Raw genomic sequence first — 19273 nt, forward strand, 5'->3', positions numbered from 1 at the left:
AGGGGGACATGCAACCCCCCGCTTTTATCTTCCGCCGACCGAGATCCCCCCGCGTGCCCAACGCCATTCTGCGCCTCGCCCTGCCTTCGCCGCTGCGCCGCCTGTTCGACTACCGCGCTCCGGCCGGCGTCCTGCGCGCCCAGTTGCACCCTGGCATGCGCCTGCGGGTACCGTTCGGCCGGCGCGAGATGATCGGGATTCTGGTGGAAGTCACCGACACCAGCGAAGTGCCGGCCGAGAAACTCAAGCCGGCCCTGGCACTGCTCGACGCTACGCCACCACTACCGCCCGCGTTGTTCAAGCTGTGCTTGTGGACCTCCCAGTATTACCAGCACAGCCTCGGCGACACCTTGAGCTGGGCGCTGCCGGTGTTGCTGCGCCAGGGTGAGCTGGCCGAAACGCGCCAGGAACGTTTCTGGTCCGCCGCGCCGGGCGCCAGCCTCGATGATCCGCGCATCGCCCGCGCCCCGCGCCAGCGCGAAGCCCTGGCCACGCTGGCCCAGCATCCCCACGGCGTCGCTCATCAGTTGCTGAGCAAGCTGATGCTGAGCAAGGACAGCCTGGATTTGCTGCTGACCAAGGAGCTGGTGCAGGTCGAGATCCGCCGCCACGCCCCGGGCGTACGCCACGAACACTGGCTGGCGCAACCGGAACTGCCGCTGAACCCGGAGCAACGCGCCGCCTATGAGGCGATTCGCGCCGGCTTCGACAGTTATCACGCGTTCCTGCTGGCCGGCGTCACCGGCAGCGGCAAGACCGAAGTCTATTTACAGTTGATTCGCGAAACCCTTGAGGCCGGCAAGCAAGCACTGGTGCTGATCCCGGAAATCAACCTGGGTCCGCAGACCCTGGCGCGCTTCGAACAGCGTTTCAATGCCCGTATCGCGCTGATCCATTCGGCGGTCAATGACCGCGAACGCCTCGAGGCCTGGCTGGCCGCCCGGGACGGTGAGGCCGACATTATTATCGGCACCCGCTCGGCCCTGTTCACGCCGATGAAGAACCCCGGCCTGATCATCATCGACGAAGAACACGACGGTTCCTATAAACAGCAGGAAGGCTTGCGCTACCACGCCCGTGATCTGGCATTGGTGCGGGCTCGCCAGGAAAACATCCCGATTGTCCTCGGCTCCGCCACCCCTTCGCTGGAAAGCCTGCACAATGCCTACACCGGCCGCTACGGGCTGCTGCGCTTGAACGAGCGAGCCGGCGGCGCCAAACAGCCGCGCTTCCTGCGTCTGGATGTCAAAAGCCGCCCGCTGGACAGCGGTATTTCCGGGCCGATGCAACAAGCCATCGGCCAGACCCTGGCCGCCGGGCAGCAGGTACTGGTGTTCCTCAACCGCCGCGGCTTCGCCCCGACCCTGCTGTGCCATGACTGCGGCTGGATGTCCGAATGCCAGCGTTGCGATGCGCGGATGACCGTGCATCAGCGTCACGGCGAGTTGCGCTGCCACCATTGCGGCTACGTCGAACGCGTGCCGCGCCAGTGCCCGAAGTGCAACAAGGTCGATCTGCGCCCCGTGGGCGCCGGCACCGAACGGGCCGAGGAGCGCCTGGCGATTCTGTTCCCGGACTATCCGGTGCTGCGGGTCGACCGCGACAGCACATCGCGCAAGGACGCGATGAACCAGTTGTTCGCAACCATTCAAAAAGGTCAGCCGTGCATTTTGATCGGCACGCAAATGCTTGCCAAAGGCCACCACTTTCCACGGGTGACACTGGTGTCGATCCTTGACGCCGACGGTGGCCTGTTCTCCGGCGACTTCCGCGCCAGCGAGCGCATGGCTCAGCTGATCGTCCAGGTCGCCGGCCGCGCAGGTCGCGCCGAAGAGCCGGGCAAAGTGATTATCCAGACGCACCTGGCCGACCATCCGCTGCTGGTGCAATTGACCGAGCAAGGCTATTTCGCCTTTGCCGAACAGGCCTTGAGCGAACGCCGTGCGGCCGGATTGCCGCCGTTTGCGCACTTGGCGCTGCTGCGGGCCGAGGCGCATAAACCGGGTCAGGCCGAAGGCTTCCTGGATGAAGCCTGCAGCGAGGCCGAACGTTTGCTGGCCGAACAGGGTCTGACCGGCATTGAATTGCTGGGACCGGTGCCGGCGCCAATGGAGCGACGGGCCGGGCGTTATCGTGCGCAGCTGTTGTTGCAGGCTACGGCCCGGGCGCCGTTGCATCGATTGCTGGCCAGTTGGCTGTTGGTGCTGGAGCAGATGCCGAGCGGGCGGGCGGTGCGTTGGTCTTTGGATGTTGATCCTGTGGACTTGTATTAAACGCTCAAAAGATCGCAGCCTTCGGCAGCTCCTACAGAAACGCGCAATCCGTGCAGGAGTTGCCGAAGGCTGCGATCTTTGCCTCTTTTGTCACCACACATCCATATCCTGCCTGCTAAGGTTGGCAAGCCCGTCTTCGCAACGGATAATGCCCAGTTTTTCCACCAGCGCATGATGCGCCGCCGCGCCTGCGGTCGAAAGAGAAGACCATGAAAGACACCATTCGCCAGCTGATCCAACAAGCCATCACCCAACTCGTCAACGAAGGTGTGTTGCCTGAAGGCCTGTCGCCGGCGATCCAGGTGGAAAACTCCCGCGACAAGAAGAACGGCGACTTCGCCAGCAACATCGCCATGATGCTGGCCAAGCCGGCCGGCATGAAGCCCCGCGATCTGGCGGAAAAAATCATCGCCGCGCTGCCGGCTGACGAAAATGTCGCCAAGACCGAAATCGCAGGTCCAGGCTTCCTGAACTTCTTCCAGAACACCGACGCCCTGGCGACCCGCCTGGACGCTGCCCTGGCCGATGCCCACATCGGCGTGCGCAAGGCCGGCCCGGTGCAGCGCACCGTGGTCGACCTGTCGGCACCGAACCTGGCCAAAGAGATGCACGTCGGCCACCTGCGCTCGACCATCATCGGCGACGGCGTGGCCCGCGTGCTGGAATTCCTCGGCGACACCGTGATCCGTCAGAACCACGTCGGCGACTGGGGCACCCAGTTCGGCATGCTGATGGCGTATCTGCAGGAAAACCCGATCACCAGCGACGAGCTGTCGGACCTGGAAAACTTCTACCGCGCCGCCAAGCAACGCTTCGACGAATCCGCAGAGTTCGCCGACCGCGCCCGTGGCCTGGTGGTCAAGTTGCAGGCCGGCGATGCTGACTGCCTGGCGTTGTGGACCAAGTTCAAGGACATCTCGCTGTCCCACTGCCAGAAGATCTACGAACTGCTTAACGTCAAACTGACCATGGCCGACGTAATGGGCGAAAGCGCCTACAACGACGACCTGATCAACGTGGTCAATGATTTGAAGGCGGCAGGCATGCTGGTCGAGAGCAACGGCGCCCAGTGCGTGTTCCTCGACGAGTTCAAGAACGCCGATGGCGACCCGCTGCCGGTGATCATCGTCAAGGCTGACGGCGGCTACCTCTACGCCACCACCGACCTGGCGGCCGTGCGCTACCGCAGCGGCAAGCTCAAGGCCGATCGTGCGCTGTACTTCGTCGACCAGCGTCAGGCCCTGCACTTCCAGCAAGTGTTCGCCGTGGCGCACAAGGCCGGTTTCGTGACCCATCCGATGGAAATGGAACACATGGGCTTCGGCACCATGAACGGCGCTGACGGCCGTCCGTTCAAGACCCGTGATGGCGGCACCGTGAAGCTGATCGACCTGCTGACCGAAGCCCAGGAACGCGCCTACACCCTGGTCAAGGACAAGAACCCTACACTTGCCGAAGCCGAGTTGCGCAACATCGCCAAGGTCGTGGGCATCGGCGCAGTGAAATACGCCGACCTGTCCAAGCACCGCACCAGTGACTACAGCTTCAACTTCGACCTGATGCTCAACTTCGAAGGCAACACCGCGCCGTACCTGCTGTACGCCTACACCCGTGTGGCCGGCGTGTTCCGCAAACTCGGCAAGGACTTCAGCGAAGTCGACGGCCAGATCGTTCTGGAAGCGGCGCACGAACACGAACTGGCGGCGAAACTCGCGCAATTCGGTGAAATTCTGAACAACGTGTCCGAAAAAGGCACCCCGCACATCCTCTGCACCTATCTGTACGACGTCGCCGGCCTGTTCTCCAGCTTCTACGAGAACTGCCCGATCCTCGCCGCCGATACCCCGGCACAAATGCAGAGCCGCCTGCGCCTCGCCGCGCTGACCGGACGCACCCTCAAGCAAGGCCTGGAACTCTTGGGCCTGGAAACTCTGGAGCGTATGTAAGTTGGCTGCCAAGAAAAAACCTGCACCCAAGCGTGGTGCCAGCCGTTACCAGGCTCCTGCAAAGCAACCGATCCCGGGTTGGTTGTGGATGGCCATCGGCCTGACGGTCGGCGCCTTCATCGTATTTCTGATGAAGCTGGAACCGGGCAAGGGCAGCGACACGGTCAAGCGTGAAAAGGTCGAACAACAGCAACAGCAGAAAGCCAGCAAGATCGCCGAGGCCAACAAGACCCCGCCGAGCCCGACGCAGCCGGTGAAGCCGAAGTACGACTTCTACACCTTGCTGCCGGAATCGGAAGTCATCGTGCCGCCGGATGCCGTGCCGGAAAAAACCCTGCCGACGCCGCAAGTACCGGCCATCCCGACCACGCCGGTCACCCCGGCCGAAGCGGCGAAGATCGATACCGCCCGCGCCCAGGCAGCTTTGGCCGGGATTACTCCGCCACCTGCGCCACCGGTCAAGGCTGCGCCTGTGACGAAGTTTTTCCTGCAGGCTGGCTCGTTCCGCAAAGAGACTGATGCGGACAAGGTGCGGGCGCAGATCATTCTGCTGGGCCAGGCCGTGGCGGTTGAGTCCGGCACGGTGAAGGACGAAACCTGGTATCGGGTTCTGGTCGGTCCGTTCAGCAACCGCGAACAACTGACCACTGCGCAGAAACAACTGGCCGGTGCCGGTTTCAGCAATTTGTTGTTACAACAACGCCAGAGCCGCTGATCCCGTCAGGGCCACTGCGTCATCGTTCTTCGCTGGCAAGCCAGCTCCTACAGAATATTCGACAAACCCTGTAGGAGCTGGCTTGCCAGCGAATGCGCCTGAAAGGGCACTATATCCAGAACTCGATTCGCACCATTCGTCCCTCGTCTCGCCCCACAGTTGAAATCCACTCCAGCACCCCCATATGAATGGGCATAAGGCATTTTCGCCCCGCAGCGTGGAGACTCTTCCCTTGACCACCATCGTTTCAGTTCGCCGCCACGGCAAAGTCGTCATGGGCGGCGACGGCCAGGTTTCCCTTGGTAATACCGTGATGAAAGGCAACGCGAAAAAAGTTCGCCGCCTGTACCACGGCCAGGTCATCGCCGGTTTTGCCGGTGCCACCGCTGACGCCTTTACCCTCTTCGAACGCTTCGAAGGCCAGCTTGAAAAACACCAGGGTCACCTGGTGCGCGCCGCCGTCGAACTCGCCAAAGAATGGCGCACCGACCGCTCCCTGAGCCGCCTCGAAGCCATGCTCGCGGTCGCCAACAAAGACGCCTCCCTGATCATCACCGGCAACGGCGATGTAGTTGAACCCGAAGAAGGCCTGATCGCCATGGGTTCCGGCGGCGGTTACGCCCAGGCCGCTGCCAGTGCGCTGCTGAAGAAAACCGATCTGTCGGCCCGGGAAATCGTCGAAACCGCCCTCGGCATCGCCGCCGACATCTGCGTATTCACCAATCACACCCAGACCATTGAGGAGCAGGACTGCGCCGAGTAAGCCCGTGTTGGCCTTCGCGCCACGGCTCATTCTTGCTTGAGGTCCGCTAAATACTATGTCCATGACTCCCCGTGAAATCGTCCACGAACTCAACCGCCACATCATCGGCCAGGACGATGCCAAGCGCGCCGTCGCCATTGCCCTGCGCAACCGCTGGCGCCGCATGCAGCTGCCTGAAGAGCTGCGCGTTGAAGTCACGCCAAAGAACATCCTGATGATCGGCCCGACCGGTGTCGGTAAAACCGAGATCGCCCGTCGCCTGGCGAAACTGGCCAACGCACCGTTCATCAAGGTCGAAGCGACCAAGTTCACCGAAGTCGGCTATGTCGGCCGCGACGTCGAATCGATCATTCGTGACCTGGCCGATGCCGCGATCAAGCTGCTGCGCGAGCAGGAAATCGTCAAGGTTCGCCACCGCGCCGAAGACGCTGCAGAAGAGCGCATCCTCGACGCACTGCTGCCACCGGCACGCATGGGTTTCAGCAGCGACGACGCCCCGACTGCCGACTCCAACACCCGCCAGCTGTTCCGCAAGCGCCTGCGCGAAGGTCAGCTGGACGACAAGGAGATCGAAATCGAAGTCGCCGAAATGGCCGGCGTCGATATCTCCGCGCCACCGGGCATGGAAGAAATGACCAACCAGCTGCAAAGCCTGTTCGCCAACATGGGCAAGGGCAAGCGCAAGAGCCGCAAGCTCAAGGTCAAGGAAGCGCTCAAGCTGGTTCGCGACGAAGAAGCCAGCCGCCTGGTCAACGATGAAGAGTTGAAGGCCAAGGCCCTGGAAGCGGTCGAGCAGCACGGCATCGTGTTCATCGACGAAATCGACAAGGTCGCCAAGCGTGGCAATTCCGGCGGCGTCGATGTGTCCCGCGAAGGCGTGCAGCGTGACTTGCTGCCGCTGATCGAAGGCTGCACCGTCAACACCAAGCTGGGCATGGTCAAGACCGACCACATCCTGTTCATTGCTTCCGGTGCGTTCCACCTGAGCAAGCCAAGCGACCTGGTGCCAGAACTGCAAGGTCGTCTGCCGATTCGTGTTGAACTCAAGGCCCTGAGCCCGGAAGATTTCGAGCGCATCCTCAGCGAACCGCACGCCTCGCTCACCGAGCAATATTGCGCACTGCTGAAAACCGAAGGCCTGGACATCGAGTTCCAGCCGAGCGGCATCAAGCGCATCGCGGAGATCGCCTGGCAGGTCAACGAGAAAACCGAAAACATCGGTGCCCGTCGACTGCACACCCTGCTCGAGCGCCTGCTCGAAGAGGTGTCGTTCAGCGCCGGCGACCTGGCCAGCGTCCATGACGGCAAGGTGATCCAGATCGACGCCGACTACGTCAACAGCCACTTGGGCGAATTGGCGCAGAACGAAGACCTGTCCCGTTATATCCTGTAGGTCACCTACTCTCCTGTGAGAACGAAACACTTGTAGGAGCTGCCGCAGGCTGCGATCTWTTGATCTKGTTTTWRAARCMAGATCAAWAGATCGCAGCCTGCGGCAGCTCCTACAGAACGTTCCACATAGACGGACGACCCGCCATGACCCAACTCCCCACCGACATCAAGCTGCACAAAGCCTCGAAAACCCTGACGCTCAAATACGCGTCCGGCGAGGAATACACCCTGCCCGCCGAGTTCCTGCGCGTGCACTCGCCTTCCGCCGAGGTCCAGGGCCACGGCAAACCCATCCTGCAATTTGGCAAGATCAACGTCGGCCTGACCAAGGTAGAACCGGCCGGTCAGTACGCACTGAAACTGACCTTCGATGACGGTCACGACAGTGGCCTGTTCACCTGGGAATACCTCTACGAGCTGGGGCGACGTTATGACGCACTCTGGGAAGATTATCTGGCCGAGCTCAAAGCCGCCGGAAAAACCCGCGACCCGAACGAATCCGTCGTCAAGCTGATGCTCTAATCCGAGCCTCTTGCTCTTTAGAGGGCATTTTCTAATTTCATCTGTTTGAATGCTCCGCTTCAGGGCCACCGACTGGCCTGCTTGCGAAAAAAATTAAACTCGGGTAACCAATGGAACTGGCAAGTTCCCTGCAGTGCTCTCTGCATTAAAAAAGCAGCAATGCAGTATTAACGGTCACCCCGAGCAGTAGTACCTGGCATTGGCTGTGTGACTACACAGCAGGACCCGGTACTCGTCTCAGGACAATGGAGCGTCGTAGATGAGTAAACAGAATAACGATGACTTGAAGTATCAGGCCTCGGAAAACACCTTGGGGCTGAATCCTGTCGTTGGGCTGCGTGGAAAGGATCTACTGGCATCTGCTCGCATGGTACTCAGGCAGGCCATCAGGCAACCAGTGCACAGCGCGAAGCATGTTGCGCATTTCGGCCTTGAACTCAAGAACGTACTGTTCGGCAAATCCGAGCTGCAACCGACCAGCGATGACCGTCGCTTCGCGGATCCGGCCTGGAGCCAGAACCCGCTCTACAAACGTTATCTGCAAACCTACCTGGCGTGGCGCAAGGAACTCCACGACTGGATCGACGACAGTAACCTGCCAGCCAAGGATGTCAGTCGCGGGCACTTCGTGATCAACCTCATGACCGAAGCTTTCGCGCCGACCAACACGGCGGCCAACCCCGCGGCGGTCAAGCGCTTCTTCGAAACCGGCGGTAAAAGCCTGCTCGATGGTCTCTCGCACCTGGCCAAGGACCTGGTGCACAACGGCGGCATGCCGAGCCAGGTCAACATGGGCGCCTTCGAGGTCGGCAAGACCCTTGGCGTGACCGAGGGTGCGGTGGTCTTTCGCAACGACGTGCTGGAGCTGATCCAGTACAAGCCGATCACCGAGCAGGTGCATGAACGCCCACTGCTGGTGGTACCGCCGCAGATCAACAAGTTCTACGTGTTCGACCTGAGCCCGGACAAGAGCCTGGCGCGGTTCTGCCTGCGCAACAACGTGCAGACCTTCATCGTCAGCTGGCGCAACCCGACCAAGGAGCAGCGTGAGTGGGGCCTGTCGACCTATATCGAAGCGCTCAAGGAAGCGGTCGATGTGGTCACCGCCATTACCGGCAGCAAAGACGTGAACATGCTCGGCGCCTGCTCTGGTGGCATCACCTGCACCGCACTGCTGGGCCACTACGCGGCAATCGGCGAGAACAAGGTCAATGCCCTGACCCTGCTGGTCAGCGTGCTCGACACCACCCTGGACAGCGACGTGGCCCTGTTCGTCGACGAGAAAACCCTCGAAGCTGCCAAGCGCCACTCCTACCAGGCCGGCGTCCTCGAAGGCCGCGACATGGCGAAAATCTTCGCCTGGATGCGCCCCAACGACCTGATCTGGAACTACTGGGTCAACAACTACCTGTTGGGCAATGAACCGCCGGTGTTCGACATTCTGTTCTGGAACAACGACACCACCCGATTACCCGCCGCGTTCCACGGCGACCTGATCGAGATGTTCAAAAGTAACCCGTTGACCCGTGCCGATGCACTGGAAGTGTGCGGCACGCCGATCGACCTGAAGAAAGTCACCGCCGACATCTTCTCGCTGGCTGGCACCAACGACCACATCACCCCGTGGCGTTCCTGCTACAAGTCGGCGCAACTGTTCGGCGGCAATGTTGAATTCGTGCTGTCCAGCAGCGGGCACATCCAGAGCATTCTGAACCCGCCGGGCAATCCGAAATCGCGTTACATGACCAGCACCGAAATGCCCACCAATGCCGATGACTGGCAGGAAGAGTCGACCAAGCATGCCGACTCCTGGTGGCTGCACTGGCAGGCATGGCAGGCGCAGCGTTCGGGCAACCTGAAAAAGGCTCCGCTGAAACTGGGCAACAAGGCCTATCCAGCGGGTGAAGCGGCGCCAGGCACCTATGTGCATGAGCGGTAACTGATACACCCCGCCCCTGTAGGAGCGAGCTTGCTCGCGATGGACGTTAACGATAACGCGTGCTGCTTGGATAACGCGTTGCCCTCACGTTTTTCGCGAGCAAGCTCGCTCCTACAGGGGATCAGGGAAGAATTCAAGAAAGCGACCCACAGGGCCAGAAGCATGCCGCAACCCTTCATATTCCGTACCGTCGATCTGGATGGCCAGACGCTCCGCACGGCGGTACGCCCCGGCAAGCCTCACTTGACGCCCCTGCTGATTTTCAACGGTATCGGCGCCAACCTGGAGCTGGTGTTCCCGTTCATCGCGGCGCTGGATCCGGACCTGGAAGTCATCGCCTTCGACGTACCCGGTGTCGGTGGTTCGTCGACGCCGAACCGGCCGTATCGTTTTCCGGGGCTGGCGAAACTCACGGCGCGGATGCTCGACTATCTCGACTACGGGCAGGTCAACGTCATCGGCGTGTCCTGGGGTGGCGCCCTGGCCCAACAATTCGCCTACGACTATCCGGAGCGCTGCAAGAAACTCGTACTGGCGGCGACGGCGGCGGGTGCGGTGATGGTGCCGGGCAAGCCGAAAGTGCTGTGGATGATGGCCAGCCCTCGACGTTACATCCAGCCATCCCACGTGATCCGCATTGCGCCGATGATCTACGGCGGCGCGTTCCGTCGCGACCCGACGCTGGCCGCGAGCCATGCGGCCAAGGTGCGTTCGGCGGGCAAGCTCGGTTACTACTGGCAGCTGTTCGCCGGCCTCGGCTGGACCAGCATTCACTGGTTGCACAAGATCCGCCAACCGACCCTGGTACTGGCCGGCGACGATGACCCACTGATCCCGTTGGTCAACATGCGCTTGCTGGCCTGGCGGATTCCCAACGCCCAGCTGCACATCATCGATGACGGGCATTTGTTCCTGATTACCCGGGCCGAAGCGGTGGCCCCGATCATCATGAAATTCCTGGAAGAGGAGCGCCAGCGCGCGGTGATGCATCCGCGTCCGGCGCCATTGGGCGGCTAAACCACTGCCTCAGCGGTCGGCAGGACGCCACACCGCGCAACAACCCGTTACAGCGTCTATGGTGTTCTGGTTCGGTGTATTTGTTTTTGGCCTGAAGACGAAGGAGTGTTGACTCATGCGCGAGAAACCAGCGAGGGATTCCCTACCGACTCCCGCCGCGTTCATCAATGCACAGAGTGCGATTACCGGCCTGCGCGGCCGGGATCTGTTGTCGACCCTGCGCAGGGTGGCCGCCCATGGCTTGCGCAATCCGGTGCACAGCGCCCGACATGCCCTCAAGCTCGGTGGTCAGCTTGGCCGTGTGCTGCTGGGTGAAACCCTGCACCCGACCAACCCGCAGGACGCTCGCTTCGCCGACCCGGCGTGGAGCCTCAACCCATTTTATCGCCGCAGCCTGCAGGCCTATTTGAGCTGGCAGAAACAGGTCAAGAGCTGGATCGACGAGAGCAACATGAGCCCGGACGACCGCGCCCGCGCCCACTTCGCTTTCGCCCTGCTCAACGACGCCGTATCGCCCTCCAACACCCTGCTCAATCCACTGGCGGTCAAGGAGCTCTTCAATTCCGGCGGTAACAGCCTGGTGCGTGGCATCAGTCATTTGGTGGACGATCTGCTGCACAACGATGGCCTGCCACGGCAAGTCACCAAGCAAGCGTTCGAGGTTGGCAAGACGGTCGCCACCACCACCGGTGCCGTGGTGTTTCGCAACGAGCTGCTGGAGCTGATCCAGTACAAGCCGATGAGCGAAAAGCAGTATTCCAAGCCCCTGCTGGTAGTACCGCCGCAAATCAACAAGTACTACATTTTCGACCTGAGCCCGCACAACAGCTTCGTCCAGTACGCCCTCAAAAACGGCCTGCAAACCTTCATGATCAGTTGGCGCAATCCGGATGTGCGTCACCGCGAATGGGGGCTCTCGACCTACGTGGAAGCCGTGGAAGAGGCCTTGAATGTCTGCCGGGCGATCACCGGCGCACGCGAGGTCAACCTGATGGGCGCCTGCGCCGGCGGGCTGACCATTGCCGCGTTGCAAGGTCACTTGCAGGCCAAGCGGCAGCTGCGCAGGGTGTCCAGCGCGACCTATCTGGTGAGCCTGCTCGACAGCCAGCTGGACAGCCCCGTTTCGCTGTTCGCCGACGAACAGACTCTGGAGGCAGCCAAGCGCCGCTCCTATCAGAAAGGTGTGCTGGACGGCCGCGACATGGCCAAGGTCTTCGCCTGGATGCGCCCCAATGATTTGATCTGGAGCTACTTCGTCAACAACTACCTGCTGGGCAAGGAGCCACCGGCGTTCGACATCCTCTACTGGAACAACGACAACACGCGTTTGCCGGCCGCCCTGCATGGCGACCTGCTGGACTTCTTCAAGCACAACCCGCTGACCCACCCGGGCGGGCTGGAAGTGTGTGGCACGCCGATCGATTTGCAGAAGGTCACCGTCGACAGCTTCAGCGTCGCTGGCATCAACGATCACATCACACCGTGGGATGCGGTGTATCGCTCAACGCTGTTGCTGGGTGGCGAGCGGCGCTTCGTGCTGTCCAACAGCGGACATGTGCAGAGCATCCTCAACCCGCCGAGCAACCCGAAAGCCAACTACGTCGAGAACGGCAAACTGAGCAGCGATCCCCGCGCCTGGTACTACGACGCCAAGCATGTCGACGGCAGTTGGTGGACCCAATGGCTGAGCTGGATTCAGGAACGTTCCGGCGCGCAGAAGGAAACCCACATGGCGCTCGGCAACCAGAACTATCCACCGATGGAGGCAGCACCCGGTACTTATGTGCGCGTGCGCTGACGTTCAACGCGCCACGGCCTCTGCCGGCCGTGGCAAGACCCGATCATTAAGAAGACTGGATGAAAACCCGCGACCGGATCCTCGAATGTGCCCTGCAGTTGTTCAATCAAAAGGGCGAACCGAATGTCTCCACCATGGAAGTTGCCAATGAAATGGGCATCAGCCCGGGCAACCTCTACTACCACTTCCACGGCAAGGAACCGTTGATTCTCGGGCTGTTCGAGCGCTTTCAGGGCGAATTGACCCCCTTGCTCGACCCACCGGCCGATGTCGAACTGGCACCGGAAGACTACTGGCTGTTCCTACACCTGATCGTCGAACGCCTGTCCCACTACCGGTTTCTCTTCCAGGACCTGTCGAACCTCGCCGGACGCCTGCCGAAACTGGCCAAGGGCATTCGCAACCTGCTCAATGCACTCAAGCGCACACTGGCGTCGTTGCTGGCGCGACTGAAGGCACAAGGACTGCTGGTCAGCGATACCCAGGCACTGGGGCAATTGGTGGAGCAGATCACCCTGACGCTGCTGTTCTCACTGGATTACCAGCGGATTCTCGATCGCGAAGGCGAGGTGCGGCTGGTGGTTTACCAGATCATGATGCTGGTGGCGCCACACTTGCTGCCACCGATCAAGGTCGCGACTGAGCAGATGGCGATGGAGTACCTGGAAGAGCACGAGTAACCCTGAGCACATTGAACCCCTGTGGGAGCGAGCTTGCTCGCGATGGCGGTGGACCAGCCAACATCAATGTTGAATGTGGTGGCCTCATCGCGAGCAAGCTCGCTCCCACAGTGGGCTTGTGTCGCTCAGAGATTCGCGCACAAACAAAAACGCCCGACCTTCACAGGCCGGGCGTTTTCTAGAGCCCTGAGAATCAGGATTGACTGGTTGGCGTCGATGGAGCTGGCGCGGTAGTCGGGGTGACAGCAGGGGTTGGCGCGGCAGCGGAGTTCGATGCGCTGACCAGAGCTGCCGGCGTTGCCGGTTTGGCAGCTGCCACTGCTGGTTTTGGCGCGGCGGCTTTTGGAGCTGCCGGCTTTTTCACTGCAGGTTTTCTCGCCGCAGCGGGTTTGGCCGCTGGCTTGGCAGCAGCTGGTTTTGCTGCAGGCTTGGCAGCCGGTTTAGCGGCTGGTTTGGCTGCTGGCTTGGCCGCTGCAGGTTTGGCTGCCGCGGTTTTAGCAGCAGGCTTGGCCGCTGCTTTTGCCAGTGGCTTGGCTGCGGTTTTGGCGGCCGGCTTGGCAGCAGGTTTGGCCGCCGCGGTTTTCGCCGCAACAGGCGCAACCTTGGCACCGGTCAGTTTTTCGATTTGCTTGGTCAGTGTTTCGACCTTGCTGTGCAGTGCCTTCACTTCGTTGCGGCTCGGTACGCCCAGACGCGAAATGGCGCTGTTCAGACGCTTGTCAAAGGCGCCTTCCAGCTCATCCCATTTGCCCAGTGCGCGATCTTTCACGCCGCTGATGCGCGACTTGGCCGAGGAAGCAGAGTCCTTGGCGGCGTCGACTGTCTTGCCAACAGCGCTCTTGGTGAGCTTCTCGGCTTTCTCGCCGTCCTTAACCAATGCATCGAAGAGCTTGCTGCCGTCAGTGTCGATCTTCGAGTACACGCCTAAACCAGCCAGCCAGATTTTTCGGGAGTAATCTTCAACCTTCCCGATCCACGAGCTGCCTTCTTTTTCGGTTTTCTTTTTAACAGCCATCCCGTTCTCCTTAAGATTTACGCGCGACACGTTCGAGCAATGCCGTCAGCTCATCGAGCTTAGCAGAGAGTGTCTCAACGTCATGTTTAGACGGAATGCCGATACGATTCAAGGCACTTGCGACACGCGTGTCGAACGCCTTCTCGACCTTCTCGAGTTGAACTTCGACGCGGCCTTTGAAAGTGCTGACTTCACTCTTGGCTTCATCGATTTCGGCATTGGCCGCTTCCAGTTTCTCGGCGACTACTTTTTTGCCTTTCTTTTCAACAACCTGACCAGCCTTGATCAACTCTTGAAAGTATTCGCTGCCCTCTTGACCGACCTTGGCGTAGGCGCCCAGGCCTGCCAGCCAGATCTTGCGGGCATAGGATTTGACGTCGCTCAGCGTGCCGGTCGACGGGTCGGTTTTTTTCTTCAAAATAACTTTGGCCATGGTGCACCTCACGCGCAGAAGGTTTGAGGAACTGCCCGGATAAGTGTCGGGCTCTGGCACAAAGTAGGGAGAAAAATTAGAAACGGCACCCTAACAAATGACATGAAAGGTCAGGTGCACCACAAAACAAATGTGGGAGCGAGCTTGCTCGCGATAGCGATTGATCAGTCGAAATCAATGTCGGCTGACACTCCGTCATCGCGAGCAAGCTCGCTCCCACAGGGGGATCTCGTTTCAGCCAGAAAATCAGACCAAGACCTTATCCAGCGCCTTTTCGATTTCCGCTTTGATCATGCCACTCATGGCCGACATCATCAGGCCCAGTTCCACGTCGACCTTGATCGAATCTTCACTGACATGCACCGCGCCCTTCACACCCGAGCGCTTGAGATTCAGGGTATCGCCGGACCACTGCGGCTCCAGGCCATACTGATCGGAAAGTTTCTGCGCCAGCTTGTCGGCCTTCTCGCGAGCCGCTTCCTTACCCAGGCCATGGGCACGTTCAACACTAATACGGGCCATCAAATGACTCCTGCTTTATGGATGCTTTCCCGAGGCATCTTGACCCCTGCTGCGTCAAAACGTCCCGATGGTTACCCATCTTACCTTCAGCCTTGCCAAGACAAAGCATGCCTTGGGGATTAGAATGTCGCGCATTCTCTTTTGGTGACAGCGATATGACTGATCAGCGCAAAGGCAGCGATGCCGAACCCACCACTCACTTCGGCTTCAAAAACGTTCCGGAAAGCCAGAAAGCGGAAAAAGTCGCTGAGGTTTTCCACTCGGTAGCCGCCAAATATGACCTGATGAACGACCTTCTGTCGGGCGGCATGCACCGTCTGTGGAAGCGTTTCGCGATCGAACTGTCGGGCGTGCGCAYCGGCAACCGCGTGCTGGATATCGCCGGCGGTACCGGCGACCTGACCCGCAAGTTCTCGCATCTGGTAGGCCCGACCGGCCAGGTCGTGTTGGCCGATATCAACGAATCCATGCTCAAGGTCGGTCGTGACCGCCTGCTGGACCTCGGTGTGGCCGGCAACGTCGAATTCGTCCAGGCCGATGCGGAAAAACTGCCGTTCCCGGACAACCATTTCGACTGCGTGACCATCGCCTTCGGCCTGCGCAACGTGACCCACAAGGAAGATGCCCTGCGCTCGATGCTGCGTGTGCTCAAGCCTGGCGGCCGTTTGCTGGTGCTGGAATTCTCCAAGCCGACCAACGCGCTGATGTCCAAGGCCTACGACGCCTACTCGTTCGCCTTCATGCCGCTGATGGGCAAGCTGATCACCAACGACTCGGAAAGCTATCGCTACCTGGCCGAATCGATCCGCATGCACCCGAACCAGGAAACCCTGAAGTCGATGATGGTCGAGGCCGGTTTCGACCGCGTGACCTACCACAACATGACCGCAGGCATCGTTGCCCTGCACCGCGGCATCAAGCCCTGATGCTGCTCGCCGGCCTGCTCGCCAGCGTTGAACTCGGCCTGAACCGGGTGCTGCGTCTCGACAGCACGGCGCTGCCGCGGCTGGCGCATTTGAGCGGCAGAGTGATTGCCGTCGACTGTCGCAGCCCGGCGCTGCAACTGTTCATCCTGCCCAGCGACGAAGGCCTGATGCTCGCTTCCCAGTGGGAAACCGGCGCCGACTGCACYTTGCGTGCACCGGCCTCGAGCCTGTTGAAACTGGCCATGAGCAAGGACAAGACTTCTGTTCTGCACGCCCCTGAAGTCGAACTCGACGGCGACAGCGGCGTGCTTCTGGAACTGGCGGCGATCCTCCAGGACCTGGAGCTGGACTGGGAGTACGAACTCTCGCGCTGGCTGGGGCCGGTGGCCACGCAACTGCTCGGCGGTCACCTGCGCAGCCGCGCCCGCTGGTATCAGCAAGGTTTTGCCAGCCTGGGCCAGAACCTGGGCGAATACCTGGCAGAAGAATCGCGCACCCTCGTCGGCCAGCGCGAAGCCGAAGCCCGATTCAGTGAGCTGGACCAGATCAAGCTCGATCTGGAACGTCTCGAGGCGCGTTTCGAGCGCCTTTCCCGATCCCTCGACCCAAGCGATAACGCATGAAGCTGCTTGCCGTCCGCCGTTTGTTGCGCATCCAGCGCGTCGTGATCCGCTACCGCCTCGATGACCTGCTGTTCGCCCTGCCACTGCCCTGGTTCCTGCGGGCGCTGCGTTATGTCCTGCCGTGGCGCTGGTTCCCGCGCAAGACCCTGGACCTCAGCCGTGGCGCGCGCTTGCGCCTGGCGTTGCAGGACCTGGGGCCGATTTTCATCAAGTTCGGGCAGATCCTGTCCACCCGCCGCGATCTGTTGCCCGAAGACATCGCCGACGAACTGATGAAGCTGCAGGACCGCGTTCCGCCGTTCGACTCGCAAGTGTCGATCAAGCTGATCGAAGAACAGCTGGGCAAGAAAATCAGCGACGTGTTCAGCCGTTTCGACGTCGAACCGCTGGCCTCGGCCTCAGTGGCGCAGGTGCATGCCGCGCAACTGAAAACCGGTGAAGAAGTGGTGGTCAAGGTGATCCGCCCTGGCCTTAAACCGGTGATCGCCCAAGACCTGGCGTGGCTGTTCATCCTCGCTCGCGCCGCCGAAAAACTCTCGGCCGATGCGCGCCTGCTGCACCCGGTGGACGTGGTCAGCGATTACGAAAAAACCATCTACGACGAACTCGACCTGCTGCGCGAGGCGGCCAACGCCAGCCAGTTGAAGCGCAACTTCGACGGTTCGCCGCTGCTGTACGTGCCGCAAGTCTATTGGGACTGGTGCCGGCCGAAAGTGCTGGTGATGGAGCGCATCTACGGTATTCAGGTTACCGATCTGGCGACCCTGGCCGACCAGCGCACGGACATGAAAATGCTCGCCGAGCGTGGTGTGGAGATTTTCTTCACCCAGGTGTTCCGTGACAGCTTCTTCCACGCCGACATGCACCCCGGCAACATTTTCGTCAGCACCGTGAATCCGTGGAGCCCGCAGTACATTGCGATCGACTGCGGCATCGTCGGCAGCCTGACCCCGGAGGACCAGGATTACCTGGCGCGCAACCTGTTCGCCTTCTTCAAGCGCGATTACCGTCGCGTGGCGCAGTTGCACATCGATTCGGGCTGGGTGCCGGCGGAAACCAAACTCAACGAATTCGAAGCAGCGATCCGTACCGTGTGCGAGCCGATCTTCGAAAAACCGCTGAAGGATATCTCCTTCGGCCAGGTGCTGATGCGCCTGTTCCAGACTGCGCGCCGCTTCAACATGGAAGTGCAGCCGCAGTTGGTCCTGCTGCAAAAAACCCTGCTGAACATCGAAGGCCTGGGCCGCCAGCTGTACCCGGACCTCGACCTGTGGAACACCGCGCAGCCGTTCCTCGAACGCTGGATGCGCGAGCGCGTCAGCCCCAAAGCCCTGCTCGGCAACGTGCACAGCCAGTTCGAACAGATCCCGCACCTGGCCAACATGGCCCGCGACCTGCTCGAACGCATGTCCCAACCCCACGCCTACGACCCGCCGCCAGCGTGGCACCGACGCCGCGATGACTGGTTCCTGCGCCTGCTCGGCACGGCGCACCTGGCCGGGGGCGCCATCCTTGCTGCTGGCGGCCCGCTGAACCAGTTGGCTTACTGGCCGGCCGGCATCATGATGGCGGTCGGCTTGTATCTGGTCGTGCGCCGATAGCCAGTTGGCTGAACGACTGGCACACTGTTTCAACGCCTGAGCTCGACTATTGAAGTGTCGAGCCCGCTGTCGGAGTCGAAGATGAAAAACTGGCTGGACGAGATCAAGTGGGACGCCGACGGCCTGGTGCCGGCGATTGCCCAGGATCACAAGACCGGGCGCGTCCTGATGATGGCCTGGATGAACCGCGAAGCACTGGAACTGACCGCTGCCGAGAACCGCGCAATCTACTGGTCGCGCTCCCGTGGCAAGCTGTGGCGCAAGGGCGAAGAGTCTGGCCATGTGCAAACCCTGCACGAGATGCGTCTGGACTGCGACGCCGACGTCATCATCCTGATGGTCGAGCAGGTCGGCGACATCGCCTGCCATACCGGCCGCCAGAGCTGCTTCTACCGCGTTTTTGAAAACGGCGACTGGACAACGGTCGACCCGGTGCTCAAAGATCCGCACGCCATCTACTGCGCAGGGCACACACATGAGTGACACACTGACCCGTCTGGCCGAAGTACTGGAAGAGCGCAAAGGCGCCGCCGCCGACAGCTCGTATGTCGCCAGCCTGTATCACAAGGGTTTGAACAAGATTCTGGAAAAAGTCGGCGAAGAGTCGGTCGAAACCATCATTGCCGCCAAGGATGCCGCCGTCAGCGGCGACTGCAGCGATGTGATCTACGAAACCGCCGATTTGTGGTTCCACAGCATGGTCATGCTCGCCCAATTGGGGCAGCATCCACAGGCTGTACTCGATGAACTGGACCGTCGCTTCGGTCTCTCCGGACACGCCGAGAAAGCCTCGCGCCCGTCCGCCTGAATAACTATTAGAGAGGAGCAGCAGCATGGGCATTTTTGACTGGAAACACTGGATCGTCATCCTGGTTGTCGTGGTACTGGTGTTCGGCACCAAGAAACTGAAAAACCTCGGCACTGACGTCGGCGAATCGATCAAGGGCTTCAAGAAAGCCATGAACGACGACGAAAAACCGGCTGACCCGAATGCGAACCCGGCCCAACCGGTGCCACCGGTACAGCCACAGGCCTCGGTGAACCAGCCGCACACCATCGACGTGCAGGCACAGAAAGTCGAAGAGCCGATCCGCAAAGACGTGTGAGC

19 protein-coding genes are annotated in these 19273 nt (G+C 60.8%); 16 read left to right on the forward strand and 3 right to left on the reverse strand.

Annotated features, from left to right (window positions below):
• Nucleotides 1–53: 53 nt before the first annotated feature.
• The 10 genes from AC1DVH_RS00300 (at nucleotide 54) to AC1DVH_RS00345 (ending at nucleotide 13045) form a co-directional block, all read left to right on the forward strand.
• Nucleotides 54–2273, forward strand: coding sequence for a primosomal protein N' (locus tag AC1DVH_RS00300; RefSeq protein ID WP_477752178.1), 2220 nt, complete (start codon nucleotides 54–56; stop codon nucleotides 2271–2273).
• A 209-nt stretch (nucleotides 2274–2482) separates the two neighbouring features.
• On the forward strand, nucleotides 2483–4219 hold the full coding sequence (gene argS / locus AC1DVH_RS00305; protein WP_477752179.1) for an arginine--tRNA ligase: 1737 nt from the start codon (nucleotides 2483–2485) through the stop codon (nucleotides 4217–4219).
• A gap of 1 nt (nucleotide 4220) precedes the next feature.
• On the forward strand, nucleotides 4221–4934 hold the full coding sequence (locus AC1DVH_RS00310) for an SPOR domain-containing protein (protein ID WP_007975583.1): 714 nt from the start codon (nucleotides 4221–4223) through the stop codon (nucleotides 4932–4934).
• Between the two features lie 232 nt (nucleotides 4935–5166).
• A complete protein-coding gene (gene hslV, locus AC1DVH_RS00315; RefSeq protein ID WP_046031180.1) occupies nucleotides 5167–5697 on the forward strand; it encodes an ATP-dependent protease subunit HslV in 531 nt (176 codons plus the stop codon).
• A 55-nt stretch (nucleotides 5698–5752) separates the two neighbouring features.
• Entirely contained in the window at nucleotides 5753–7090 is a 1338-nt protein-coding gene (hslU, locus tag AC1DVH_RS00320; RefSeq protein ID WP_477752180.1) for an HslU--HslV peptidase ATPase subunit, read from the forward strand.
• A 143-nt stretch (nucleotides 7091–7233) separates the two neighbouring features.
• A complete protein-coding gene (locus AC1DVH_RS00325) occupies nucleotides 7234–7611 on the forward strand; it encodes a gamma-butyrobetaine hydroxylase family protein (protein WP_477752181.1) in 378 nt (125 codons plus the stop codon).
• A 259-nt stretch (nucleotides 7612–7870) separates the two neighbouring features.
• Nucleotides 7871–9550, forward strand: coding sequence for a class II poly(R)-hydroxyalkanoic acid synthase (phaC, locus tag AC1DVH_RS00330; RefSeq protein WP_477752182.1), 1680 nt, complete (start codon nucleotides 7871–7873; stop codon nucleotides 9548–9550).
• Nucleotides 9551–9712: 162 nt separating this feature from the next.
• Nucleotides 9713–10567, forward strand: coding sequence for a poly(3-hydroxyalkanoate) depolymerase (phaZ, locus tag AC1DVH_RS00335; RefSeq protein WP_347910147.1), 855 nt, complete (start codon nucleotides 9713–9715; stop codon nucleotides 10565–10567).
• Between the two features lie 115 nt (nucleotides 10568–10682).
• A complete protein-coding gene (gene phaC / locus AC1DVH_RS00340; protein WP_477752183.1) occupies nucleotides 10683–12365 on the forward strand; it encodes a class II poly(R)-hydroxyalkanoic acid synthase in 1683 nt (560 codons plus the stop codon).
• Between the two features lie 59 nt (nucleotides 12366–12424).
• A complete protein-coding gene (locus AC1DVH_RS00345) occupies nucleotides 12425–13045 on the forward strand; it encodes a TetR/AcrR family transcriptional regulator (RefSeq protein WP_477752184.1) in 621 nt (206 codons plus the stop codon).
• Between the two features lie 193 nt (nucleotides 13046–13238).
• Here the strand turns inward: AC1DVH_RS00345 and AC1DVH_RS00350 are convergent, their stop codons facing one another.
• From AC1DVH_RS00350 to AC1DVH_RS00360, 3 genes are all read right to left on the reverse strand, one after another.
• The gene (locus AC1DVH_RS00350; protein ID WP_477752185.1) at nucleotides 13239–14060 is read right to left on the reverse strand and encodes a phasin family protein; all 822 of its coding nucleotides are present in this window, start codon (nucleotides 14058–14060) and stop codon (nucleotides 13239–13241) included.
• A 10-nt stretch (nucleotides 14061–14070) separates the two neighbouring features.
• Entirely contained in the window at nucleotides 14071–14493 is a 423-nt protein-coding gene (locus tag AC1DVH_RS00355) for a phasin family protein (RefSeq protein WP_477752186.1), read from the reverse strand.
• Between the two features lie 246 nt (nucleotides 14494–14739).
• The gene (locus AC1DVH_RS00360) at nucleotides 14740–15015 is read right to left on the reverse strand and encodes a polyhydroxyalkanoic acid system family protein (protein WP_429560593.1); all 276 of its coding nucleotides are present in this window, start codon (nucleotides 15013–15015) and stop codon (nucleotides 14740–14742) included.
• A gap of 155 nt (nucleotides 15016–15170) precedes the next feature.
• Between AC1DVH_RS00360 and ubiE the strand changes: the two genes are divergently transcribed.
• From ubiE to AC1DVH_RS00390, 6 genes are all read left to right on the forward strand, one after another.
• Nucleotides 15171–15941 (forward strand): bifunctional demethylmenaquinone methyltransferase/2-methoxy-6-polyprenyl-1,4-benzoquinol methylase UbiE, encoded by a 771-nt coding sequence (ubiE, locus tag AC1DVH_RS00365; RefSeq protein ID WP_477752187.1) that lies wholly within the window; start codon nucleotides 15171–15173, stop codon nucleotides 15939–15941.
• Entirely contained in the window at nucleotides 15941–16564 is a 624-nt protein-coding gene (locus tag AC1DVH_RS00370; RefSeq protein ID WP_223457570.1) for a ubiquinone biosynthesis accessory factor UbiJ, read from the forward strand. Before ubiE ends, AC1DVH_RS00370 begins: the two co-directional genes overlap by 1 nt.
• Nucleotides 16561–18165 (forward strand): ubiquinone biosynthesis regulatory protein kinase UbiB, encoded by a 1605-nt coding sequence (ubiB, locus tag AC1DVH_RS00375; RefSeq protein ID WP_477752188.1) that lies wholly within the window; start codon nucleotides 16561–16563, stop codon nucleotides 18163–18165. Before AC1DVH_RS00370 ends, ubiB begins: the two co-directional genes overlap by 4 nt.
• An 81-nt stretch (nucleotides 18166–18246) precedes the next feature.
• Complete coding sequence (gene hisI / locus AC1DVH_RS00380) at nucleotides 18247–18648, forward strand: phosphoribosyl-AMP cyclohydrolase (RefSeq protein WP_477752189.1); 402 nt, start codon at nucleotides 18247–18249, stop codon at nucleotides 18646–18648.
• Nucleotides 18641–18973 (forward strand): phosphoribosyl-ATP diphosphatase, encoded by a 333-nt coding sequence (locus AC1DVH_RS00385; protein WP_007975564.1) that lies wholly within the window; start codon nucleotides 18641–18643, stop codon nucleotides 18971–18973. The genes hisI and AC1DVH_RS00385 overlap by 8 nt, the downstream gene beginning before the upstream one ends.
• A gap of 25 nt (nucleotides 18974–18998) precedes the next feature.
• Complete coding sequence (locus AC1DVH_RS00390) at nucleotides 18999–19271, forward strand: twin-arginine translocase TatA/TatE family subunit (RefSeq protein ID WP_108216223.1); 273 nt, start codon at nucleotides 18999–19001, stop codon at nucleotides 19269–19271.
• Nucleotides 19272–19273 lie beyond the last annotated feature (2 nt).

The sequence above is a fragment of the Pseudomonas sp. P4_C3 genome, assembly GCF_056402075.1.